The following is a 21,921-nucleotide window of genomic DNA, read 5'->3' on the forward strand; positions in this document are numbered from 1 at the left end:
TGCGGGGCATGGAGATTTCGGGCAGGGTCGCGGTCGTCACCGGCGCGGGTGCCGGCATCGGCGCGGCGCTCACGCACCGGCTGGTCGCGGGCGGCGCGCGGGTGGTCGCGGTCGATCTGGACGAGGCCGCGGTGCGCGCGGTGGCCGCGGCGGCGGGTGCGGTCTCGGTGCCGGGCGACGTGGCGGACGAGGCCGTGATCCGGGCCGCGATCGAGACCGCCGAGCGCGAGTTCGGCCCGGTCGAGCTGTACTTCGCCAATGCGGGCATCGGCGGCGGTGGCGGACTGGACGCCACCGAGCGGCAGTGGGCGGCGGCGCTCGACGTCAATGTGCTCGCCCACGTGCGCGCGGCCAAGCTGCTCGTCCCCGGCTGGCTGGCGCGCGGCGCCGGCTACTTCGTGACCACCGCCTCGGCGGCCGGGCTGCTGACCCAGCTCGGCTCGGCCCCGTACGCGGTCACCAAGCACGCGGCGGTCGGCTTCGCCGAGTGGCTCTCGGTGACCTACGGCGACCAGGGCATCAAGGTCAGCTGCGTCTGCCCGATGGGCGTGGACACCCAGCTGCTGCACACCGGCATGGTGCCGGAGGGCGCCGAGGCGGACGGGCAGCTCGCGATCAAGGCGGTCACCGCGGCGGGCGCGGTGCTCGCCCCGGAGCAGGTCGCCGACGACATCCTGGCCGGCGTCGCGGCCGAGCGGTTCCTGATCCTGCCGCACCCCGAGGTGCTGGAGATGTACCGGCACAAGGGCGCCGACTACGACCGCTGGATCGGCGGCATGCGCCGCTACCAGGCCGCGCTACGCGGGTAGCTCCGCCGCCACGATCGTGGCCGCCGCAGCCCGGATGACGTCCGGGATCGGCACCGGCTTGCGCGTCTCCTCGTTCACGTAGACGTGCGTGAAGCTGCCGGTGGCGGCGAGCTCCGGCTCGCCCTCGGTCTCCCGGAAGATGGCGAGGTCGTAGGTGATGCTGGAGTTGCCGAGCCGGGCGACCCGGATGCCTACTTGCAGCAGGTCCGGGAAGCTGACCGAGCCGTGGAAGCGGCAGGAGGTCTGCGCGACCACGCCGAGCGCGGGCAGCTCGCGGATATCGGTGCCGGTGGCCGCCATGAGCCAGGCGTTCACCGCGGTGTCGAAGTACGAGTAGTAGGTCACGTTGTTCACGTGGCCGTAGTGGTCGTTGTCCGCCCACCGGGTCGGCATCGGCCAGAGCACGGGATACTGCTGCGTCACCCGGCCGACGATAGCTCAGCGGGGGCCGCGCCCTGCCGGTGGTCGCGCGGGCTCACACCGAACTGCCGCTTGAACGCGGTGCTCAGCGCGAAGGCGCTGCCGTACCCGACCTGCCTGGCGATGGCCTCGATGGTGGCATCGCTCTCCTGCAGCAGGTCGGCGGCGAGCGCCAACCGCCACTCGGTGAGGAAGGCCATGGGCGGCTCGCCCACCAGCTCGGTGAAGCGCCGAGCGAGTGCCGCTCGCGAGACGCCGACCGCCTCGGCCAACCCGGCCACCGTCCACCCGTGCGCGGGGTTGTGTTGCAGTAGCCGCAGTGCGCGGCCGACCAGGGGGTCGCCGTAGGCGTGGTACCAGGCGGGGGCCTCGGCCCTGGCGAACCAGGACCGCAGGCCGGCGATGAGGACCAGGTCCAGCACGCGGTCCAGCACCGGGCCCTGGGCCGGGCGATCCTCGGTGACCTCGTCGACCAGCAGGGCGAGCAGCCTGGTGTCCACCTCGCCCGGCCCGAGCACGATGGCGGGCGGGAGTGCGCGCAGCAGCCTGCGGCTGGCCGCGCCGACCGACTCGTAGGTACCGGTGACCATGGCGGTGGCGCCGTGCGGGTCGGTGCCCCACTGCCTGACCCCGAGGCTCAGCGTCTCGCAGAGGATCTCGCCCTGCGGCGTCGTGGTGACCTGGCCGGGGTGGATGACGATCTGCGGCGGGGTCTCCGGGTCGTCGGCCACGGTGTACGGGTCGGGGCCGCGCACGATCGCGACATCACCGGCGCCGAGCCGCCGCCGCTCGCCGTCGTCGGTGAGGAACCAGGCGTGGCCGCGCACCATCGCGACCACGGTGAGCGGCGCCTCGTCCTGGATCCGCAGCGACCACGGCGGGTCCAGCAGCGAGCACATGAGGAAGGCGCCGCGGGCCCGGGGCCCCTCCAGCAGACTGGCGAGTGCGTCCACCGTTCGAGGGTAGACGGCGCCGCGCCGCCCGGTCGAGCACGATTGCGGCACGGAACAGCGCTGCGGGAAAGGGTTTTCCGGCCGCGCCCGGCTTCGGTACCGTCGGACGGTGCTCACGACGACACCGGCGCCCCCGGTGCGCGCCGCGCGGGCCGCGGTGTTCACGGTCTTCGCGCTCAACGGCTTCCTGCTCGCGCTCTGGGTGGTGCACATCCCGGCGATCACCGATCGCACCGGGGTGGCCCCCGCCCAGCTCGGCACCTTCATCTTCCTGCTGGCCGGTGCGGGCATCGTCGGCATGCGGATCACCGGGCCGCTGGCCGACCGGTTCGGCAGCCGGGCGCTGGTCGCGGCCGCGGCGGCGCTCATCTCGCTCGGCATCGCCTGCCCCGGCTTCGCCACCGGGCCGCTCACCCTCGCGCTCGCGCTCGCCCTCTTCGGCTTCGGCAACGGCGCGCTCGACGTCTCGATGAACACCCAGGCGGTGCATGTCGAGCGGGCCTACGGCCGTCCCATCATGTCCGCCTTCCACGCGCTCTTCTCCGCGGGCGGCTTCCTCGGCTCGCTGGTCGGCGCCGCGACCCAGCGCGCCGGGCTCGACCTGCGGCTCACCCTGGTGCTGGCAGGCGCCACCGGGCTGCTGCTCACCGCCGCGCTGGTGCCGCGGCTGCTGCGCGAGCTGCCCGCACCGGAGCAGGCGGCGGCTCCCGCGCCGGAGCAGGCGCGTCGCCGGGCCCGCGGGCTCCAGGTCTTCGCGCTGGCCGCCATCGCCTTCGTGCTGCTGCTCACCGAGGGGGCCGCGGCCGATTGGAGCGCGCTGCAGGCCCGCGACCACCTCGGCGCCACCGAGTCCACCGCCGCCTTCGCCTTCGCCGCCTTCACCGGCACCATGACCGCGGGCAGGCTGGTGGCCGATCGGGTGAGCGGCCGGTTCGGGCCGGTCTTCGTGGTGCGCTGGGGCTGTGTGACGGCCGGGCTCGGGCTGGCGCTGGTGGTGTTCTCGGGCTGGCTGCCCGCCACCCTGCTCGGCTGGGCGCTCTGCGGGATCGGGCTCTCCGGCGGGGTGCCGCAGATCTTCACCGCCGCGGGCAACCTGGGCTCCGGCGGGTCGGCGGGCACCGATATGTCCCGGGTCTTCGCCATCGGCTACGTCGGGCTGCTTGCCGGGCCCGCCGTTATCGGCTGGCTCACCGAGCTGGTGCCGCTCACCACCGCGCTCGCGGTGCCGCTGGTGCTGGTGCTGGCGTGCTCCTGGTTCGCGGGCATGGTCGCCCCCGACACACCGAATGCCCCCGACACACCGAATGCCCCCGACACACCGAATGCCCCCGACACCAGGAATGCCCCCGACATGCGGAACGCCCCCGCTCGCGAGTGAGCGGGGGCGTTCCTGGCGGAGCGATTACAGCGCCTTGAGTTCCTCGGTGACCGCACCGACGGACTTCTTGGCATCGCCGAACAGCATGGAGGTGTGGTCGGCGTAGAACAGCGGGTTGTCGATGCCTGCGAAGCCGGAGTTCATCGAGCGCTTGAGCACGATGACGCTCTTGGCCTGGTCGACATTGAGCACCGGCATGCCGTAGATCGGGCTGGCGGTGTCCTCGCGGGCAGCCGGGTTGGTGACGTCGTTCGCGCCGATCACCAGGGCGACGTCGGTGCGGTTGAACTCGCCGTTGACGTCGTCCATCTCCTTCATGGCGTCGTAGGAGACCTCGGCCTCGGCCAGCAGCACGTTCATGTGCCCCGGCATCCGGCCCGCGACCGGGTGGATGGCGTACTTGACCTCGACGCCCTTGGCCTCCAGCAGCGCCGCCATCTCCTTGACCGCGTGCTGCGCCTGCGCCACCGCCATGCCGTAGCCGGGGACCACGATCACCTGGTTGGCGTAGGCCATCTGGATCGCGGCATCCGCGGCGCTGGTGGCCTTGGCCGACTTCTGCTCAGCCCCGCCGCCCGCGCCGGGCGCCGTCCCGCCGCCGCCGAAGCCGCCGGCGACGATCGCCGGGATGGAGCGGTTCATGGCCTTGGCCATGAGGTTGGTCAGGATGGTGCCCGACGCGCCGACGATCATGCCCGCCACGATCATGGCGGTGTTGTTCAGCGCCAGCCCGGCCGCCGCGGCCGACAGCCCGGTGAGCGCGTTGAGCAGCGAGATCACCACCGGCATGTCCGCGCCGCCGATGGGAAGCACCACCATGAGCCCGAGGATGCCCGCCGCGACCAGCAGCAGCACCATCCACCACCACTCGGCGCCGCCGTCGCTCGCGCCGAGCCCGATGACCACCGCGGCCGCCACCGCGACGATGAGCAGCAGCAGGTTCAGCGGCTGCTGCAGCTTCCCGACGCCGATCGGCTTGCCCGGCAGGATTTCCTGCAGCTTGCCGAAGGCGATGAGCGAGCCCCAGAACGAGATCGAGCCGATGATCGCCGCGAAGAGCGAGCCCACGATGATGTGGACGGTCGGCTCCTCGCCGTGCTTGAAGTTCGAGAACCCGGTGGTGTCGAGGAACTCGGCCCACGCGATGAGCGCGACCGTGCCGCCGCCGACGCCGTTGAACGCCGCCACCAGCTGCGGCATCGCCGTCATCTTGGTGTACTTCGCCGGCGGGACGCCGAGCACGACGCCGACCACGAGGCCGCCGACGATCAGGATCCAGTTGTTCGTGTCGCGCACCGCGATGAGCGTCGCGACCACCGCGAGCCCCATGCCGAAGGCGGCGATCCAGTTGCCGCGCACCGCCGTCTTCGGGCCGGTCAGCCCCATCAGGCCGTAGATGAAGAGCGCGAAGGAGACGATGTAGAGGATATTGACCAGATTGTCCATCGGACTCACTCACCAGCCTTCGGGGCGGCCTTCTTGCCCTTGAACATGCCGAGCATGCGGTCGGTCACCACGAACCCGCCGATGACGTTCAGCGTGCCGAAGACCAGGGCGACGAACAGGATGATCTGGATGCCGATCGAGGGGTCCTCCATCCTGCCCAGCGTCACCAGCGCGCCGAGCACCACGATGCCGTGGATGGCGTTGGTGCCCGACATCAGCGGGGTGTGCAGGGTATTCGGGACCTTGGAGATCACGGCGAACCCGACGAACCCGGAGAGCACCAGGATCGCGATGTTCGCGAGCAGTTCGGTGTACATCAGACCGCCTCACGGGTGACGCAGGAATCGGCGAGGACCTGATCGTCGAAGTCGGGCGCGAACTTGCCGTCCACCAGCATCAGGTCGAGCAGCGCGAAGATGTTCTTGGAGTACAGCTCGCTGGCGTGCTCCGGCATGGTGGCGGGCAGGTTCAGCGGCGAGGCGATGGTGACGTCGTGCTTCACCACGGTCTGCCCGGGCTCGGTCAGCTCACAGTTGCCGCCGGTCTCGCCCGCCAGGTCGATGATCACGCTGCCCGGCTTCATGCCCTGCACCGCGGCGGCGGTCACCAGCCGCGGCGCGGGGCGGCCGGGGACGAGCGCGGTGGTGATCACCACGTCGAAGCCCTTGATGGCATCCTCCAGCGCCTGCTGCTGCTTCGCCTTCTCCTCGTCGGTGAGCTCGCGGGCGTAGCCGCCCTCACCGGCCGCGTCGATGCCGAGGTCCAGCCACTGCGCGCCCACCGAGCGGACCTGGTCGGCCACCTCCGGCCGCACGTCGTAGCCGGTGGTGCGGCCGCCGAGGCGCTTGGCCGTTGCCAGCGCCTGCAGCCCGGCCACACCGACCCCGAGGACGAGCACGGTGGCCGGCTTCACGGTGCCTGCCGCGGTGGTCAGCATGGGGAAGAACCGGGTCGACTCCGACGCGGCCAGCAGCACGGCCTTGTACCCCGCCACATTGGCCTGCGACGACAGCGCGTCCATGACCTGCGCGCGCGAGATGCGCGGGATCGCCTCCACCGCGAAGGCCTGCACCCCGGCGGTCTTCAGCGCGCCGATCTGGTTCTCGGCGTTGCGCGGGGCGAGGAACCCGATCAGCGACTGCCCGCCGGTCAGCTTGCCGACCTCGGCGTCGGTGGGCGGGGCCACCTTCACCACCACATCGGCGGACCAGGGGTCGCCGATGGTCGCGCCGGCCTCCTCGTAGGCGGCGTCGGGAATCAGCGCGCCCGTTCCGGCGCCCGCCTCCACCACGACATCGACGCCCTTCGCGAGCAGACTCGGGACGATCTTCGGCACCAGGGCCACCCGCCGCTCGCCCGTGCCGGTCTCACGTACGACCCCGACACGCGCGCCGCGCGGCGACGGGTCGCCTGCGCTCTGCGTTGTCTCCACTTGTCAGTTTCCTTCTCGTGCTGGCAGCGAGCCCTAAGTTACTGGCGAGTAAGTTAGGTCGAATCCTCGCAACTGTACCCGGACCGCGGTGAGCGTAGCTGAGATGCCGATCACGTGGCGAAGTTCGCAACTGTTGTTTCGCCGGTTTCACAAATTTGCATTTCCGCAGCGTCTTCCCGGTGCCCGCGGCTTCGCCGGATTCGCCGGTCCGCGCCGCCCGCCGTCACCGCAGGTGAAACCGGACGAGAAAGGGCAGCCGGGCGCGCAGTACCCCGGCGGTCGGCGAATCCGGCCACGACACGGGTGTGCGACACGAGTGACGCGTGTCATATCGCGGGTGTCCCCCGCGGCCCGTACGCCGTAAGGTCGCTGGATGTGACCGACTGCGTCTTCTGCGCCATCGTGGCCGGGACCGCCCCCGCGACCGTCGTCCACGAGGACGCGGACGTGCTGGCGTTCCTTGACATCCGTCCGATCACCCGCGGGCACACCCTGGTGATCCCGAAGCGGCACGCCACCGAGCTCGACGAGCTGGATCCGGAGCTGGGCGCCACCGTGTTCCGGGCCGGGCACCGGCTGGCCCGCGCCGCCCGCCGCGGCGGGCTCGCCGCGGACGGCGCGAACCTGGTGCTGAACGACGGCAGGGCCGCCTTCCAGACCGTCGGGCACGTGCACCTGCACGTCATCCCGCGGCACGCGGGCGACAGGGCCCGCTTCGCCGCCGGCTTCCTGCTGCGCCGCCCGCACGACACCGCATCCACCGCCGCCGCGCTCCGCGCGGGGCTGGCCGCGCTCGACCCGGCGGGCGAGGACCGATGACCGAGACCGGGGCACGAGGGAGCACACCGGTGAGCGAACCCGAGCAGGCCGAACTGATCGAGCTGCTGACCGAGCAGTGGCAGGCGCTCGACCGCCTCGTCGCCGACCTGGACGAGCCCGGCTGGCGCACCCCGACGACGCTGCCCGGCTGGACCGTCTTCGACGTGCTCGCGCACGTGATCGGCACCGAGTCCTGGCTGCTCGGCGAGCGCCCGCCCGCCGCCGACCCGCTGCGCCCCAAGGTCGACGCGCGCGAGCTGCCGCACGTGCGCAACGAGACCGGCGTGCTGAACGAGATCTGGGTGGACCGGCTGCGCCCGCTGCCGCCGGCCCGGCTGCGCGAACTCTTCGCCTCGGTCACCGAGCGCCGCGCCGCCGCGCTGCGCGCCCTCGACGCCGACGCCTGGGCGGCGAAGACCCCGTCGCCGATCGGCGAGGTGAGTTACGGCCGCTTCATGCGGGTGCGGCTCTTCGACTGCTGGATGCACGAGATCGATATCGCGGACGCGCTCGGCGTCACCGTCGCCGAGGGCGGCCGCCGCGGCGAGGTGGCGTTCCAGGAGTTCCTCGGCTCCATTCCCCGGGTGCTGGTCAAGCGCGGGCAGGCGCCGGAGGGCGCGCGGATCGAGATCGACCTGAGCGGCGCGCTGGCCCGCACGCTACGGGTCGCGGTGCAGGGCAGGGCCGGGTTCGTGGACGAGCTGGACGGCCCGCCGGACACCGCGATCGCGCTCGACTCCGGGCTCTTCACCCGGCTCGGCGGCGGCCGGACCGCGGCCGCCGAGCACATCGGCGAGATCGCGGTGCGCGGCGACACCGAACTGGGCGAACGACTGGTGCGCTCGCTCGCCTTCACCATCTGATGCGGCTCTTCCTCTCCAGCTACCGCTTCGGCGCGCACGCCGACCGGCTGCTGGAGCTGGTCGGCACGCCGGGGCGGGTCGCACTGATCCCGAATGCCTGCGATGCCTGGCCCGCCGCCTGGCAATCCGCGGTGACCAGCGACGAGGTGCCGCTGCGGCGGCTCGGTTTCCGCCCCGAGGTGGTGGATCTGCGCGAGTACGCGGGCGCGCCGGAGCGGCTGCGGGCCACCCTGGCCGGATTCCCGCTGCTCTGGGTGCGCGGCGGCAATACCTTCGTGCTGCGCGCCCAGTTCGCCCGCAGCGGCGCGGACGCCGTCCTGCCCGCGCTGCTCGCCGCGGACGCCCTCGTCTACGCCGGGTACAGCGCGGGCGCCTGCCTGCTGAGCCCGGACCTGCACGGCATCGAGGAGGCCGACGACCCGGCCGAGGTGCGCCCGGCCACCGGCGTCGACCCGCGGTGGGACGGGCTCGGGCTGGTCGACCGCGCGATCGTGCCGCACATCGACTCCCCCACCGACCCGGACGGCATCTGCACGCGGCTGGCCACCCGCTTCCGCGCCGAGGGCAGGCCGCACTGGGCGCTCACCGACGACGACGCGGTGATCGTCGACGGCGGCGCGCCGGAGCTGCTGAACTGAACCGGCGCGGCCGGCGGCTTTCGGACCGGTGGCCCGCAGCTCAGCGGCGGCGGAACACCACCCAGCGCATGGCGCTGTACATGTAGACGGCCTCGCAGCCGCCGGCCAGGATCCGGGACAGGTGGTAGTCGAGGCCGAGCGCGGCCAGCCCGCCGCCGACACCGAGGATGAAGGCCACGTAGTTGATCACCACGACCACCGTGTACACCGCCGCCTGCCCGGCCACCGGCGCGTGCGAGTGGAAGTTGAAGGTCCGGTTCAGCACGAAGGCCAGCCCGAACGCGCAGGCGTAGGCGACGCTCACCGCGAACCAGATCGGCAGCCCGAGCCCGCCGTACAGGATGGTCAGCAGCAGCAGATCCACCCCGAAGGTGAAGCTGTTGATCAGCGCGAAGCCGAGGAAGGTCGGCGGGACCAGCCGGTCGAGGCCGAGCGGGAGCAGCGCGACCGCCCGTTCGCACCACCGGCCGAATCGGTCCGCGATGCCGTCGACGGTCGAATCGGGTGCCGTGCCTGCTTCGTCGCGGAGGTCCGCCGGTTCGCCCACGCCCGCAGGATGCCACCGGCAGGTGTCGGCCAGATGAGCGGCGGGCGAACCCGCCGTCAGCCGATCCGGCTGCTGCGCACGCCGGCCGGGCGCAGCGCGGCCAGCCTGCGTCGGGTGAGATCGTCGGCGTGCTCCAGCAGCAGCTCGACCAGCTGCCGTGGATCCCGCCGCCAGCGGGCGCCGATGGTGGCGAGCGTCGGCTTGTCGAAGAGCCCCGAACTCGCCAGCGCGGCCAGCCAGTCGTCGATCTCGCCCGCCTCGATCCGGCGCACGGTCTCGTCGTCCAGCCCGGCCTCGGCCACCTCGGGGCCGATCACCGCGGTCACGAGTTCGTGGTAGTCCGGTACTGCGGTCATGCTGAAATCCCTCCTGCACCGAACCTTTACGGGTCTACGCCCCGAACTCCGCGACCCCTGTCGGACGATTGTGGCCCCGCACCGGCCGTACCACCAACCCGATGCGGTGAAATCGCTGTTTCGGTTGGCTAGCGTGGCTAGCGTGCAGCTACAGGAGTTGATCGCCGCGCTTCCCGCGGGCGCCGTCGTCACCGATCCGGACGTGCTGGCCGGGTACCGCCACGACTGGGCGAAGGATCCCGGCGCGGGCACCCCGCTCGCCGTCGTCCGGGCCACCGCCACCGCCGATGTCGCGGCCACGCTGCGCTGGGCGAGCGCGCACGGGGTCCCGGTGGTGCCGCGCGGCGCCGGCTCCGGGCTCTCCGGCGGCGCGACCGCGGTGGCGGGCGGCATCGTGCTCGGCACCGAGCGGATGCGCGGCATCACCGTCGACCCGGTGACGCGCACCGCGGTGGTGCAGCCGGGGCTGCTGAACGCCGAGGTCAAGCGGGCCGTGGCGGAGCACGGGCTGTGGTACCCACCGGACCCGTCGTCCTTCGAGATCTGCTCGATCGGCGGGAACGCGGCCACCAACGCGGGCGGGCTCTGCTGTGTGAAGTACGGCGTCACCAGCGACTACGTCCTCGGCATGGAGGTGGTGCTCGCCGACGGCACCCCGGTGCGGCTGGGCGGGGCGCGGCTCAAGGACTCCGCCGGGCTCTCGCTCACCAAGCTCTTCGTCGGCAGCGAGGGCACGCTCGGTGTGATCACCGAGCTCACGCTGCGGCTGCTGCCCGCGCAGCCGCCGCTCAGCACCGTGGTCGCGAGCTTCGCCGACCTGGAGTCCGCCACCGCGGCGATCCTCGCCATCACCGGCGCGCTGCGCCCGGCCATGCTGGAGTTCATGGACGCGGTGGCGGTCAACGCCGTCGAGGACGAGCTGCGCATGGGGCTGGACCGCGCGGCCGCCGCGCTGCTGGTCGCGCGCTCCGACGCGCCCGGCGAATTCGCCGCGCACGAGGCCGAGCTCATGGTCGCCGCCTGCAGGCAGGCCGGGGCAACCGAGGTTTTCAGCACCGCGGACGCCGAGGAGGGCGAGGCCTTCACCGCGGCCCGCCGGTTCGCCATCCCGGCGGTGGAGCGGCTCGGCCCGCTGCTGCTGGAGGACGTCGGGGTGCCGCTGCCGCGCCTCGCCGACCTGGTCTCCGGGATCGCCGAGATCGCCGAGCGCAATGCGGTGACGGTCTCGGTGATCGCGCACGCCGGGGACGGTAATACGCACCCGCTCATCGTGCACGACCCGGCCGACGCCGAGCAGACCGCGCGGGCGCACCGTGCCTTCGGCGAGATCATGGACCTGGCCATCGCGCTCGGCGGCACCATCACCGGCGAGCACGGCGTCGGCCGGTTGAAGAAGGCGTGGCTGCCGGATCAGGTCGGACCGGACGTCATAGCGCTGACCAGGCGGATCAAGGACGCGCTCGACCCCGGCGGCATCCTCAATCCGGGCGCCATTCTGTAGACGCCGGAACATCGGGGTTCGCAGCGGGGTTCTACCGGTTATGAACACCAGGCTGAAACACAATGCCGAGGACACCCGGTACGAGATCTACGTCGACGAGGTGCTGGCCGGGTACGCCGACTACGCCGAGCGCGGCACCGTCCGGGATTTCAACCACACCGTGACATTCCCCGAATTCCGCGGCCGCGGGGTGGCGGCCGAGGTGGTCGAGTACGCGCTGCGCGACTCCCGCGCGCACGGCTTCACCGTGCTGCCCACCTGCTGGTACGTCGACGAGTTCATCGCCGCGCACGGCGAGTACCGCGACCTCGTCGCGTCCTGACTCAGTTCGCCCGCCGCCAGCACAGGAACTGGTGATCGGTGGTGCACCCCATCGCCGCCACCACGGCCTCGTTGTCGAAGCCGGGCAGCGCCTGGAGCCGGTGCAGCAGCGATTTGCCGCCCGCGGATTGCGGCACCGCGCAGCCATTGCCCCGCGCCCCGATCAGCACGAAGAACACGTCGTCCGCGAAGGGTCCGTCGGTGCTGGTGATGATGCGCACCTCCGCGAGATCCGCCCAGCTCACTTCCTCGACCCGCCCGCCGGGAAGAGTGCGCCGGACGTATCTGTCCGTTATTTCCACCCCGCTCATGCCTGAAATCGTCCTCCTGTGCGCGGTCACCCGACACCCCTGAGTTCGGATACGGCCGCGCGCACGCGTGAACCCCGATACCCGAACGGTACCGGGGTTCGGCGCCGGAGTCGGTTGAATCAGCGCAGCAGGGCGCGCGACATGACGACCCGCTGGATCTGGTTGGTGCCCTCGTAGATCTGCGTGATCTTGGCATCGCGCATCATGCGCTCCACCGGGAAGTCGGTGGTGTAGCCCGCGCCGCCGAAGAGCTGGACGGCATTGGTGGTGACCTCCATGGCGACGTCGGAGGCGAAGCACTTGGCGGCGGCGGAGATGAAGCCGAGGTTGGGCTCGCCGCGCTCGGCGCGGGCCGCGGAGGTGTACACCATGAGCCGCGCGGCCTCGATCTTCATCGCCATGTCGGCCAGCATGAACTGGGTGTTCTGGAAGTCGGCGATCCTGGTGCCGAACTGCTTGCGGTCCTTGGTGTAGGCGATCGCGGCGTCCAGCGCGCCCTGGGCAAGACCGACGGCCTGCGCACCGATGGTCGGGCGGGTGTGGTCGAGGGTCTGCAGCGCGGTCTTGAAGCCGGTGCCGGGCTCGCCGACGATCCGGTCGCCCGGGATCCGGCAGTTCTCGAAGTACAGCTCCGCGGTGGGCGAGCCCTTGATGCCGAGCTTGTGCTCCAGCGGGCCGACCACGAAGCCCTCGTCGTCGGAGTGCACCAGGAACGCGGAGATGCCGTTGGCGCCCTTCTCGGCGTCGGTCACCGCCATGACGGTGTACCAGGAGGACTTGCCGCCGTTGGTGATCCAGCACTTGGAGCCGTTCAGCACCCAGTCGTCGCCGTCCCGCTTGGCGCGGGTGCGCATGGCGGCGGCGTCCGAGCCGGCCTCGCGCTCGGAGAGCGCGTAGGAGGCCATCTCGCCGTTCACGATGTCCGGCAGCACCTGCTGCTTGAGCTCGTCCGAGCCGTTCAGGATGAGCCCCATGGTGCCGAGCTTGTTCACCGCCGGGATGAGCGAGGAGGAGCCGCAGACCCGGGCGACCTCCTCGATCACGATGCAGGTGGCCACCGAGTCGGCGCCCTGGCCGCCGAACTGCTCGGGCACGTGCACCGCGTTGAAACCGGAGGCATTGAGCGCGGTCAACGCCTCCTCGGGGAAGCGGGCCCGCTCGTCCACGTCCTTGGCGTGCGGGCTGATCTCCTTCTCCGACAGCGCGCGGATGGCCGCACGCAGCTCGTCGTGGAAGTCCTCCAGCTTGAACAGGTCGAAATCGGGGTTACCCGCCATGACGGCTCCACTCCTGGTTGTCGGTGCCCACGGCACTGCGTGCCACGCTTGTCTCTCAGTATAGAGCGCTTCTCGGTCACCTGACCGCTGCGAGTGGCACTCAGTGCCAGGCAGAGCCGCAAATGGTGACCCGAGTCACAGGCTACCGAGTTGCCGGGTCACCAGGTCGGCCACCCGGCGCGGCGCCATGCCGCGCGGGAACACCGCGACCACCATCTCCTCGCCCGGCGCCCCGCGCGGGATCGCCGCCAGCTCCTGGCGCAGGTCGGCGGCGCCCGCGTCGGACTCGCCGCGCACCATGCGGCGCAGCAGGTAGTTGTGCGTGGCGGTGACGGCGGCGGTGAACTGCACCCGGCTCAGATCGGGCACCTCGGGCAGCCGCTCGCGCAGGAAGTCGGTGAAGAGCCGCTCGTACCGGAACACCGTGACGATCTCGCGCTCGCGCAGCGCGGGCACCTGCCGCACCACCCGGTACCGCCGCGCCGCGATCTCCCGCCACTGGGTGAACCGCTCGAACACCTGCACCACCGCGGAGCAGACCAGCTCCCACGGGTCGCCGTCCGAGCCGTCCAGGAAGGCCGCGGCCTGCGCCAGCTGCGACTCGTGGTCGGCGAAGATCACGTCCTCCTTGGACCGGAACTGCCGGAAGAAGGTCCGCCGCGAGATCCCCGCCGCCTCGGCGATCTCGTCCACGGTCGTGGCCTCGTACCCCTTCTCGGCGAATAGCAGCAGCGCCTGCTCCACCACGGCCAGCCGGAATCGAGCCGTGTCGGCGCCTGCGCGGATTCGCGCGGATTCGTCGATGGTCACGGACTCGAGCGTATCGAGAAGCTCAGCCGAGCAGCTTGGCGCGCAGCGCTTCGTCCTTGCCGAGGACGAGTTTCTCGAGATTCGCCTGGAAGGTCTCCATGCGGGCGCGCAGGGCCGGATCGGCGGCGCCGAGGATGCGGGCGGCGAGCAGCCCGGCATTGCGGGCGCCGCCGATGGAGACGGTGGCGACCGGGACGCCCGCAGGCATCTGCACGATGGAGAGCAGGGAGTCCATGCCGTCGAGGTACTTCAGCGGCACCGGGACGCCGATCACCGGGAGCGGGGTGGCGGAGGCGACCATGCCGGGCAGGTGGGCGGCACCGCCCGCGCCCGCGATGATCACCTTGATTCCGCGCTCGGCCGCGGAACCGGCGTAGTCGAGCATGCGCTGCGGGGTGCGGTGCGCGGAGACCACGCCCACCTCGAAGCGGATGCCGAACTCGGCGAGCGCCTCGGCGGCGGCCTCCATGACCGGCCAGTCCGAGTCGCTGCCCATGATCAGGCCGACCTGCGGTTCACTCATGCGGATCCCATCCGTCGGTCCATACCGCGTGCGACATCCAGTGCGCCGCCCGCTCCGCCTGCTCCCGCACCACGGCGACGTCGTCGCCGAGGATGTTCACGTGGCCGATCTTGCGATCCGGCCGCTCGCCCTTGCCGTAGAGGTGCACCTTGGCCTCCGGGAGCCGGGCGAAGAGATGGTGCAGCCGCTCGTCCATCGCCATGGCGGGCGCCGCGGGCGCACCGAGGATGTTCGCCATCACGGTGACCGGCGCGAGCGGGGTGGTGTCGCCGAGCGGGTAGTCGAGCACGGCGCGCAGGTGCTGCTCGAACTGGCCGGTGCGGGCGCCGTCCATGCCCCAGTGCCCGCTGTTGTGCGGGCGCATGGCGAGCTCGTTCACCAGCAGTTCGCCGTCGGCGGTCTCGAACAGCTCGACCGCCATCACGCCGACCACGCCGAGCTCGGCGGCCAGGTGCAGCGCCAGCGTCTCGGCCCTGGCGGCGAGCTCCTCGGACAACCCCGGCGCGGGCGCGAGCACCACCGCGCACTGCCCGTTGCGCTGCACCGTCTCCACCACCGGCCAGGTGGCGGCCTGCCCGAACGGCGAGCGGGCCACCATGGCGGAGAGCTCGCGCACCCACGCCACCCTGGCCTCGGCCAGCAGCGGCACCCCGCGGGCCCGCTGCTCCCCGACGACGGTGCGCGCCTCGTCGGCTTCGGCGGGCATCCAGACCCCGCGGCCGTCGTAACCGCCGCGGATCGCCTTCAGCACCACCGGCCAGCCGTGCTCGTCCCCGAACCGCTCGGCGTCGGCCGCCGTCGCCACCGCGGTGAAGGCGGGCACCGGCAGTCCGAGCTCGGCGAGCTTGGTCCGCATGGCCAGCTTGTCCTGGGCGTAGCGCAGCGCCGCGGGCGGCGGCTGCACATTGACGCCCTCGGCGACCAGCGCCTCCAGGTGCTCGGTCGGCACGTGCTCGTGGTCGAAGGTCAGCGCGTGCGACCCGACCGCGGCCCTGCGCAGCGCAACCGGGTCGGCATGGCTGCCGAAGACCACGTCCGGACTGACCTGTGCGGCCGGGTCGTCCGCCCGCTCGGCCAGTACCCGCAGCCGCTGCCCGAGGGCGATCGCGGCCTGGTGCGTCATCCGCGCGAGTTGCCCGCCACCGACCATGGTGACGGTCGGCATCGCCGCTGGATCGAAGGAACGTGCGCTCACGTCGGACAATGTTGTCATGGAGCGCGAAATCGGCGCGCGCGACCCGGCGCTACACTCGGGCCTTGTGTCTATCGTCGACGACGTGGTCCGCGCACTCCCGCCCACCGCACGGGAGCTGGCGCTCCGTAACCGTGAGCTGATCAAGTTCGCGATCGTCGGCGCCACCACCTTCGTGATCGACAGCGGCATTTTCTACCTGCTGAAGTGGACGGTGCTCGCGGAGAAGCCGGTGACGGCGAAGATCATTTCCGGCGTGATCGCGGTGATCGCCTCCTACATTCTCAATCGGGAGTGGTCGTTCAAGAACCGCGGCGGGCGGGAGAAGCACCACGAGGCGCTGCTGTTCTTCGCGGTCAGCGGCGTCGGGGTGGCGCTGAGCAATATTCCGCTGTGGATTTCCAGCTACGTCTTCCATCTGCGCCAGCCGGACGTGAGCTTCGCCACCGAGAACATCGCCGACTTCGTGAGCGCGTTCCTGATCGGCAATCTGCTGCAGATGGCGTTCCGCTTCTGGGCGATGCGGCGCTGGGTTTTCCCGGACGAAGTGGACGTGATCATCGAGGAGCTGGAGGAGCTCATCGAGGTCGAGAATCTGGGCAGCACCGAGCCGCCGACGGTGCGCCCCTGACCGTCAGCGCGGTTCCGCGCCTGCCCCGGCGGGGACCCGATTCGGCGTCGGCGCGCCGAGAAAGAGCGCGAACAGCGCCGGGCGCCTGCGCTGCAATTCCAGCCGGCCGCCGTCGGCCTCGACCAGCGCCCGCGCCAGCGCCAGCCCGACCCCGGTCGAGCCCGCCCCGGAGAAGCCGCGGTCGAAGATGTGCGGCGCCAGCTCGTCGCTGACCCCGTCGCCCTGATCGGCCACCTCCACGCAGACCAGCGGCACCCTGGCCCTGCCGCCGTGCACCAGCCGCACCGAGACGGTGCAGGTGCCGTCGCCGTGGTTGAGCGCGTTGTCCAGCAGCACCGCCAGCGCCTCGCGCAGCCGGGAGCCGGTGATCGGGGCGCGCAGCGATTCGTCGCCGAGCAGCGTGAGCAGCCGCCCCGCATCCCGGAACGGGTGTGCCCACTCCGCGATCACGCCGCGCAGCTCGTCCATCACCGGCACCGGGTCGCGGTCGGCGGCGTCGTCGTCCCTGGAGGCGCGGACCAGGTCGTCGATGGCGCCGGTGAGCCGGTCCACCTGGGCCATCGCCGCCTCGGCCTCCTGCACCACGTCCGGGTCGGCGTGCACCGAGAGCTCGTCCAGCCGCAGCCGGACCGCGGTGAGCCGGCTGCGCAGCTGGTGCGAGACATCGGCTACCAGCGCGTGCTCGCGCTGCAGCCGCCGGGCGATCTCCACGGTGGCGGCGTCCAGCACGTCGGAGACCCGGTCCAGCTCGGCGATGCCGTGCCGCCGGTTGTCCGGCCGGAAATCGCCCTCGGCCAGCCGGGCGGCGCGCGCGGCGACATCGCTGAGCGGGTCGGCGACCCGGCGCGCGGTGACCACCGCGACCGTCACCGCCGCGGTCAGCGAGGCCAGGACCGCCAGCGCCACCGCGCCGACCGCCTGCCGCTGGATGGAGTGCATGGGCCCGGACGGCACCTCCAGCCGCAACGAGCCGCGCTCGCCCATGGAGAGCGACTCGACCAGCGGGTCGTTCACCCGGTCCACCCCGATGTCCATGCGAACGGCGCTGTCCAGCGGGGCCGGGTAGACGATGGTGAGCTTGCCGCCGTCCGGCACCAGCGTCCCCACCGCCCTGGTATCCAGCTCGCCGGGGACGATCCCGGACTCCTGCTCCTGCGCGATGATCTCGGTCGCCATCCGGTCCAGCCGGTCGCGCAGGTCGTTGCGGGTGATGTCCTCCACCCACAGCCACGCGGTGTAGACCAGCGGCAACCCGAGCACCACCGTGGTGAGCGTCAGCACGGTGAGCATCGAGCGCAGGATGCGGCGCCGCACGTCAGTCGGTGTTCAGCCGGAAGCCGACACCGCGCACGGTGACGATCCGGCGCTCGGCCATCGGCCCCTCGTCGCCGATCTTCCGGCGCAGCCAGGACATGTGCATGTCGAGCGTCTTGGAGCCGCGCAGCTCGGCATCGCCCCAGACCTCGCGCAGGATGGTCTCCCGCGCCACCACCTGCCCCGCCCGGTCGATCAGCACCTTGAGCAGCTCGTACTCCTTGTTCGCCAGCCCGACCTCGACGCCGTTCACCAGCACCCGGCGCGCGGCCGGCTCCAGCCGGATGCCGCCGACCTCCACCGCGTCGTCGCCGAGGCCGCTGCGGCGCAGCAGCGCGCGCACCCTGGCGAGCAGCTCGGCCAGCCGGAACGGCTTGCCGACGTAGTCGTCGGCGCCCGCGTCCAGCCCGACCACGAAGTCCACCTCGTCGGTGCGCGCGGTGAGCATGAGCACCGCCAGCTCGGCACCGCTGGCCCGCACCTGCCTGCACACCTCGAGCCCGTCCATGCCGGGCAGCCCGAGGTCGAGGATGAGCAGGTCGTGGCCGCCCTCGAGGGCACGGCGCAGCACCGCGGGGCCGAAGCTCTCCACGGTCACCGTGTAGCCCTCGCGGCCGAGTGCGCGCGAGAGCGGCGCCGCGATCGCCTCGTCGTCCTCTCCGAGCAGTACCGCCGTCATGCGCCCAGATTACGGGCGCGGGCCCGGCTCAGTTGTCCCAGCGCTCGTGCCGGTGCTCCACCTCGAAGACCTGGTGGTAGAGGAGCGAGTGCACCTGCTGCACCGCCGGGATGTCGTCGTACTCCAGCGGCTCGTCGGAGGAGGAGCCGATGATCAGGGTGCCGGTGCCGAGCAGCCGGTCGAAGAGGCCGTGCCGGAACTGCACGCTGGAGATCCGGCTCATGGGGATATCGATGCCGGAGTGCGTGAGCACGCCCTGCCGCACCAGCACCCGCCGGTCGGTGACGATGAAGTGCGTGGACTTCCAGCTGATGATCGGGCCGATCACGCGCCAGGCGAGCAGCACCACCCACACCACCAGCACCACCGCGAGCAAGCCGAGGCTCACCGTCTCGTCGGTGACATTGCGGGAGATCACGCCGCCGCCGAACCCGGCGAGCGCGGTACCGGCCACCAGGATGACGATCGGCCAGAACAACATCTTCCAGTGCGGGTGGCGATGCAGCAGCAGGTGCTCGTCGGGGGCCAGCACGTCCTCCGGATAACCCATGGCGGCAGAGTACCGCGCGCCGGGGACGGAACGGCCGCAGCGCGATTCGCCGATCGCCGCCGTCAGGCGTCGGGGCGCAGGTGCGTGACGTCGCCCGCGGAGACCGCCTCGGAGCCGACCAGCAGCCTGCCCGCCGCATCGATGTCGGTGGCGATCCCGACCAGCGCCCGGCCACCGGGCAGCTCGGCGCGCACCCGGGCGCCGAGGGTGCCGCAGCGCTCACGGTAGGCGGCGGCCAGCGCGGCGGTGTCCCATGCCGAGTCCCGCCAGGCCGTGCAGCGCGCGGCGAAGGCGGTGAGCAGCGCGGCGGCCATGGTGGTGCGGTCGACGGTGGCGCCCTCCAGCACCAGCGAGGTCGCGTGCGGCACCGGCAGCTCGTCCGCGGTGAGCTCGGCATTGAGCCCGACGCCGACCACCACCGCCGGGTCGGGACCCGCGACGGCCACCTCGGCCAGGATGCCTGCCAGCTTGCGTCCCCCGACCAGCACGTCGTTCGGCCACTTGAGCTCAGCGGGCACCCCGGCCGCGGTGCGCACGGCGTCCACCACGGCGATCCCGGTGAGCAACGGCAGCCAGCCGAGCACCTCGGGGTTCACCCCGTCGAGCCGGACCAGGACCGAGACCGAGATCTGGGTGCGCGGCGGGCTGCTCCACGCCCGCGCGTGCCTGCCGCGGCCGCTCTCCTGCAGCTCCGCGAGCAGCACCTGCCGGTCGGCGCCCGGCTCGGCGACGGCCCGCGCGATCAGGTCGGCATTGGTCGAGCCGGTGGTCTCGACCACATCCAGCCGGGTGAAGGGGGGCGTGAGTTCGCGGCGCAGCCGCTCGGCGTCAAGGGGTGTCCGCTGCACAGCGGCAGGCTACTCGGCCGCACCCCGCTACCTGCGATTCCGGGGTGGGCAGACCCCTTGCGCCAGCTGTGGACAACTCCAGAAATCCGACGGCGACCAGGGCTTTTCTACCGATGAGTAGCGGAGGAGGTGTTACCCGGTACCGGTGGCACTGGTTACACTCCGAACCCATGACGAGTGTCCAGCAGCAGCCCGCATCCGGATCGGCGGGCGAACCCGATATCCACACCACCGCCGGGAAGCTCGCTGACCTGCGCAACCGGCTGGACGAGGCCAAGCACCCGGTGGGCGAGGCCGCCGTGGACAAGGTGCACGCCAAGGGCAAGATGACGGCCCGCGAGCGCATCCTCGCGCTGCTGGACGAGGGCTCGTTCGTCGAGCTCGACGCCCTGGCCAGGCACCGGAGCGTGAACTTCGGGCTGGACAAGAACCGCCCGCTCGGCGACGGCGTCGTCACCGGCTACGGCACCATCGACGGCCGCGACGTCTGCATCTTCAGCCAGGACGTCACCGTCTTCGGCGGCAGCCTCGGCGAGGTGTACGGCGAGAAGATCGTCAAGGTCATGGATCTCGCGCTGAAGACCGGCCGCCCCCTGGTCGGCATCAACGAGGGCGCGGGCGCGCGCATCCAGGAGGGCGTCGTCTCGCTCGGCCTCTACGGCGAGATCTTCCACCGCAATATCCAGGCCTCCGGCGTGATCCCGCAGATCTCGCTGATCATGGGCCCGGCCGCGGGCGGGCACGTCTACTCCCCCGCGCTCACCGACTTCGTGGTCATGGTCGATCAGACCAGCCAGATGTTCGTCACCGGCCCCGACGTCATCAAGACGGTCACCGGCGAGGACGTCACCATGGAGGATCTGGGCGGCGCGCACACGCACATGGTGAAGTCCGGTGTCGCGCACTACGTCGCCTCCGGCGAGCAGGACGCGCTGGACTACGTCAAGGACCTGCTCTCCTACCTGCCGAGCAACAACCGCGCCGAGGCACCGCGCTTCCCCGCGACCGACCCGGTGACCGGCGCCATCGAGGAGTCGCTCACCGAGGAGGATCTGGAGCTCGACACCCTGATCCCGGACTCGCCGAACCAGCCGTACGACATGCACGAGGTCATCCGCCGCCTGCTCGACGACGACGAGTTCCTCGAGGTGCAGGCCGAGCGCGCGATGAACATCATCGTCGGCTTCGGCCGGGTCGACGGCCGCAGCGTCGGCATCGTCGCCAACCAGCCCACCCAGTTCGCCGGCTGCCTCGACATCGACGCCTCGGAGAAGGCGGCGCGCTTCGTCCGCACCTGCGACGCCTTCAACGTCCCGATCATCACCCTGGTCGACGTCCCCGGCTTCCTGCCCGGCACCGGCCAGGAGTACAACGGCATCATCCGGCGCGGCGCCAAACTGCTCTACGCCTACGGCGAGGCCACTGTGGGGAAGATCACCATCATCACCCGCAAGGCCTACGGCGGCGCCTACGACGTCATGGGCTCCAAGCACCTCGGCGCCGATGTGAACCTGGCCTGGCCGACCGCGCAGATCGCCGTCATGGGCGCCTCCGGCGCGATCGGCTTCGTCTACCGGAAGAAGCTCCAGGACGCCGCGAAGGAGGGCGCCGACGTCGATGCGCTGCGGATTGAGCTGCAGAACGAGTACGAGGACACGCTCGTGAATCCGTACGTGGCGGCCGAGCGCGGCTACGTGGACGCGGTCATCCCGCCCTCGCACACCCGCGGCCAGATCGTCTCCGCGCTGCGGCTGCTGGAGCGCAAGATGGTCAGCCTGCCGCCCAAGAAGCACGGCAACATCCCGCTCTGATCGCGCGATACCCTTCGTAGGCCGCGCACACTGGTAACGATGAGACCGCACACTGGTGGATGCGGAGGCAGCTGCCTTCACATTCGCCGGTGCCGCCGGCGCTCGGCCGGGTATGCCCAGGAAGGGTGCACCCGCCCGAGGTAGAGAGAGGATCTGCACTGTGACGACCGTGGCAGAAGACGAGGTGTTGTCCGCCGTCGAACTGGACCTCACGGCCGGTTCGATCACCGACGATGCCGAGGCGGCGAGCGTTGAGCCCGCCGCGGCCGAGGCGAGCACCGCCCCGCTGATCCGGGTCGAGCGCGGCAACCCCTCGGACGCCGATATCGCCGCGCTGGTCTGCGTCTTCACCGCGGCCGCGGCCGCCGGTGCGGCCGCGCCGGGCGAGCAGGGGCCGCTCGACCGGTGGGGCAGGCCCGCCCTGCTGCACCGCGGCGCCGCGCCGTTCTCGCCCTACGCCTTCCCGGCGCTGGCGTACGGCCGCGACTGACC

At 71.6% G+C, this 21,921-nt stretch carries 26 protein-coding genes; 10 read left to right on the top strand and 16 right to left on the bottom strand.

Going from position 1 to position 21,921, the window contains the following annotated elements:
* Nucleotides 1-8 precede the first annotated feature (8 nt).
* A complete protein-coding gene (locus NH2_RS00280; RefSeq protein WP_067646319.1) occupies nucleotides 9-809 on the top strand; it encodes an SDR family oxidoreductase in 801 nt (266 codons plus the stop codon).
* Here the strand turns inward: NH2_RS00280 and NH2_RS00285 are convergent.
* Both NH2_RS00285 and NH2_RS00290 read right to left on the bottom strand, forming a co-directional pair.
* The gene (locus NH2_RS00285) at nucleotides 798-1,202 is read right to left on the bottom strand and encodes an acyl-CoA thioesterase (protein ID WP_067647545.1); all 405 of its coding nucleotides are present in this window, start codon (nucleotides 1,200-1,202) and stop codon (nucleotides 798-800) included. The genes NH2_RS00280 and NH2_RS00285 overlap by 12 nt on opposite strands.
* Before the next feature lie 26 nt (nucleotides 1,203-1,228).
* Entirely contained in the window at nucleotides 1,229-2,182 is a 954-nt protein-coding gene (locus NH2_RS00290) for an AraC family transcriptional regulator (RefSeq protein WP_067646322.1), read from the bottom strand.
* Between the two features lie 109 nt (nucleotides 2,183-2,291).
* On the opposite strand from NH2_RS00290, the gene NH2_RS00295 reads away from it, so the two are divergent.
* A complete protein-coding gene (locus NH2_RS00295) occupies nucleotides 2,292-3,560 on the top strand; it encodes an MFS transporter (RefSeq protein WP_084505101.1) in 1,269 nt (422 codons plus the stop codon).
* Nucleotides 3,561-3,584: 24 nt separating this feature from the next.
* On the opposite strand, the gene NH2_RS00300 is transcribed toward NH2_RS00295, so the two are convergent.
* Genes NH2_RS00300 through NH2_RS00310 form a run of 3 tightly spaced genes read right to left on the bottom strand, consistent with a single transcriptional unit; the run spans nucleotide 3,585 to nucleotide 6,438 of the window.
* Nucleotides 3,585-5,006 (bottom strand): NAD(P)(+) transhydrogenase (Re/Si-specific) subunit beta, encoded by a 1,422-nt coding sequence (locus NH2_RS00300; protein WP_067646325.1) that lies wholly within the window; start codon nucleotides 5,004-5,006, stop codon nucleotides 3,585-3,587.
* A 5-nt stretch (nucleotides 5,007-5,011) separates the two neighbouring features.
* Complete coding sequence (locus NH2_RS00305) at nucleotides 5,012-5,323, bottom strand: NAD(P) transhydrogenase subunit alpha part 2 (RefSeq protein WP_067646328.1); 312 nt, start codon at nucleotides 5,321-5,323, stop codon at nucleotides 5,012-5,014.
* A complete protein-coding gene (locus tag NH2_RS00310; protein WP_067646332.1) occupies nucleotides 5,323-6,438 on the bottom strand; it encodes a Re/Si-specific NAD(P)(+) transhydrogenase subunit alpha in 1,116 nt (371 codons plus the stop codon). The genes NH2_RS00305 and NH2_RS00310 overlap by 1 nt, the downstream gene beginning before the upstream one ends.
* Before the next feature lie 375 nt (nucleotides 6,439-6,813).
* On the opposite strand from NH2_RS00310, the gene NH2_RS00315 reads away from it, so the two are divergent.
* Genes NH2_RS00315 through NH2_RS00325 form a run of 3 tightly spaced genes read left to right on the top strand, consistent with a single transcriptional unit; the run spans nucleotide 6,814 to nucleotide 8,758 of the window.
* Nucleotides 6,814-7,257, top strand: a complete 444-nt coding sequence (locus NH2_RS00315; RefSeq protein ID WP_067646335.1) for an HIT family protein — start codon at nucleotides 6,814-6,816, stop codon at nucleotides 7,255-7,257.
* Nucleotides 7,258-7,286: 29 nt separating this feature from the next.
* A complete protein-coding gene (locus NH2_RS00320; protein ID WP_067646339.1) occupies nucleotides 7,287-8,120 on the top strand; it encodes a maleylpyruvate isomerase family mycothiol-dependent enzyme in 834 nt (277 codons plus the stop codon).
* Nucleotides 8,120-8,758, top strand: a complete 639-nt coding sequence (locus NH2_RS00325; RefSeq protein WP_067646343.1) for a Type 1 glutamine amidotransferase-like domain-containing protein — start codon at nucleotides 8,120-8,122, stop codon at nucleotides 8,756-8,758. The genes NH2_RS00320 and NH2_RS00325 overlap by 1 nt, the downstream gene beginning before the upstream one ends.
* Before the next feature lie 40 nt (nucleotides 8,759-8,798).
* Here NH2_RS00325 and NH2_RS00330 read toward each other — a convergent pair whose 3' ends face one another.
* Nucleotides 8,799-9,305, bottom strand: a complete 507-nt coding sequence (locus NH2_RS00330; protein WP_157103541.1) for a GtrA family protein — start codon at nucleotides 9,303-9,305, stop codon at nucleotides 8,799-8,801.
* Between the two features lie 56 nt (nucleotides 9,306-9,361).
* On the bottom strand, nucleotides 9,362-9,661 hold the full coding sequence (locus NH2_RS00335; RefSeq protein ID WP_067646346.1) for a hypothetical protein: 300 nt from the start codon (nucleotides 9,659-9,661) through the stop codon (nucleotides 9,362-9,364).
* Nucleotides 9,662-9,794: 133 nt separating this feature from the next.
* Between NH2_RS00335 and NH2_RS00340 the strand changes: the two genes are divergently transcribed.
* A complete protein-coding gene (locus NH2_RS00340; protein WP_439951722.1) occupies nucleotides 9,795-11,162 on the top strand; it encodes an FAD-binding oxidoreductase in 1,368 nt (455 codons plus the stop codon).
* 40 nt (nucleotides 11,163-11,202) lie between these two features.
* A complete protein-coding gene (locus NH2_RS00345) occupies nucleotides 11,203-11,484 on the top strand; it encodes a GNAT family N-acetyltransferase (protein WP_067646352.1) in 282 nt (93 codons plus the stop codon).
* A 1-nt stretch (nucleotide 11,485) separates the two neighbouring features.
* Here NH2_RS00345 and NH2_RS00350 read toward each other — a convergent pair whose 3' ends face one another.
* The 5 genes from NH2_RS00350 to NH2_RS00370 form a co-directional block, all read right to left on the bottom strand.
* Nucleotides 11,486-11,794 (bottom strand): hypothetical protein, encoded by a 309-nt coding sequence (locus NH2_RS00350; protein WP_218021647.1) that lies wholly within the window; start codon nucleotides 11,792-11,794, stop codon nucleotides 11,486-11,488.
* Between the two features lie 119 nt (nucleotides 11,795-11,913).
* Entirely contained in the window at nucleotides 11,914-13,071 is a 1,158-nt protein-coding gene (locus NH2_RS00355; protein WP_067646359.1) for an acyl-CoA dehydrogenase, read from the bottom strand.
* Between the two features lie 135 nt (nucleotides 13,072-13,206).
* Nucleotides 13,207-13,881 carry a TetR family transcriptional regulator gene (locus NH2_RS00360; protein ID WP_067646362.1) on the bottom strand — a complete coding sequence of 225 codons (675 nt, stop codon included), beginning with the start codon at nucleotides 13,879-13,881 and terminating at the stop codon, nucleotides 13,207-13,209.
* 22 nt (nucleotides 13,882-13,903) lie between these two features.
* The gene (purE, locus tag NH2_RS00365; protein WP_067646365.1) at nucleotides 13,904-14,404 is read right to left on the bottom strand and encodes a 5-(carboxyamino)imidazole ribonucleotide mutase; all 501 of its coding nucleotides are present in this window, start codon (nucleotides 14,402-14,404) and stop codon (nucleotides 13,904-13,906) included.
* Nucleotides 14,397-15,617, bottom strand: coding sequence for a 5-(carboxyamino)imidazole ribonucleotide synthase (locus NH2_RS00370; RefSeq protein ID WP_067646368.1), 1,221 nt, complete (start codon nucleotides 15,615-15,617; stop codon nucleotides 14,397-14,399). The genes purE and NH2_RS00370 overlap by 8 nt, the downstream gene beginning before the upstream one ends.
* 46 nt (nucleotides 15,618-15,663) lie before the next feature.
* Here NH2_RS00370 and NH2_RS00375 point away from each other — a divergent pair, with 46 nt between their 5' ends.
* A complete protein-coding gene (locus NH2_RS00375) occupies nucleotides 15,664-16,227 on the top strand; it encodes a GtrA family protein (protein ID WP_067647548.1) in 564 nt (187 codons plus the stop codon).
* A gap of 3 nt (nucleotides 16,228-16,230) precedes the next feature.
* Here the strand turns inward: NH2_RS00375 and NH2_RS00380 are convergent, their stop codons facing one another.
* The 4 genes from NH2_RS00380 to NH2_RS00395 form a co-directional block, all read right to left on the bottom strand.
* Nucleotides 16,231-17,541 carry a sensor histidine kinase gene (locus NH2_RS00380; RefSeq protein WP_067646371.1) on the bottom strand — a complete coding sequence of 437 codons (1,311 nt, stop codon included), beginning with the start codon at nucleotides 17,539-17,541 and terminating at the stop codon, nucleotides 16,231-16,233.
* A gap of 1 nt (nucleotide 17,542) precedes the next feature.
* Nucleotides 17,543-18,220: a response regulator transcription factor gene (locus NH2_RS00385; protein ID WP_067646374.1), complete on the bottom strand. Its 678-nt coding sequence runs from the start codon at nucleotides 18,218-18,220 to the stop codon at nucleotides 17,543-17,545.
* 28 nt (nucleotides 18,221-18,248) lie between these two features.
* A complete protein-coding gene (locus NH2_RS00390) occupies nucleotides 18,249-18,770 on the bottom strand; it encodes a PH domain-containing protein (protein WP_067646377.1) in 522 nt (173 codons plus the stop codon).
* A gap of 62 nt (nucleotides 18,771-18,832) precedes the next feature.
* On the bottom strand, nucleotides 18,833-19,618 hold the full coding sequence (locus NH2_RS00395) for a biotin--[acetyl-CoA-carboxylase] ligase (RefSeq protein WP_157103542.1): 786 nt from the start codon (nucleotides 19,616-19,618) through the stop codon (nucleotides 18,833-18,835).
* A gap of 170 nt (nucleotides 19,619-19,788) precedes the next feature.
* Between NH2_RS00395 and NH2_RS00400 the strand changes: the two genes are divergently transcribed.
* Nucleotides 19,789-21,429, top strand: coding sequence for an acyl-CoA carboxylase subunit beta (locus tag NH2_RS00400; RefSeq protein ID WP_067646380.1), 1,641 nt, complete (start codon nucleotides 19,789-19,791; stop codon nucleotides 21,427-21,429).
* A gap of 160 nt (nucleotides 21,430-21,589) precedes the next feature.
* On the top strand, nucleotides 21,590-21,919 hold the full coding sequence (locus NH2_RS00405) for an acyl-CoA carboxylase subunit epsilon (protein WP_067646383.1): 330 nt from the start codon (nucleotides 21,590-21,592) through the stop codon (nucleotides 21,917-21,919).
* Nucleotides 21,920-21,921 lie beyond the last annotated feature (2 nt).

Origin of the sequence: Nocardia harenae NBRC 108248, from assembly GCF_001612885.1 — a bacterium.
GTDB lineage: Bacteria > Actinomycetota > Actinomycetes > Mycobacteriales > Mycobacteriaceae > Nocardia > Nocardia harenae.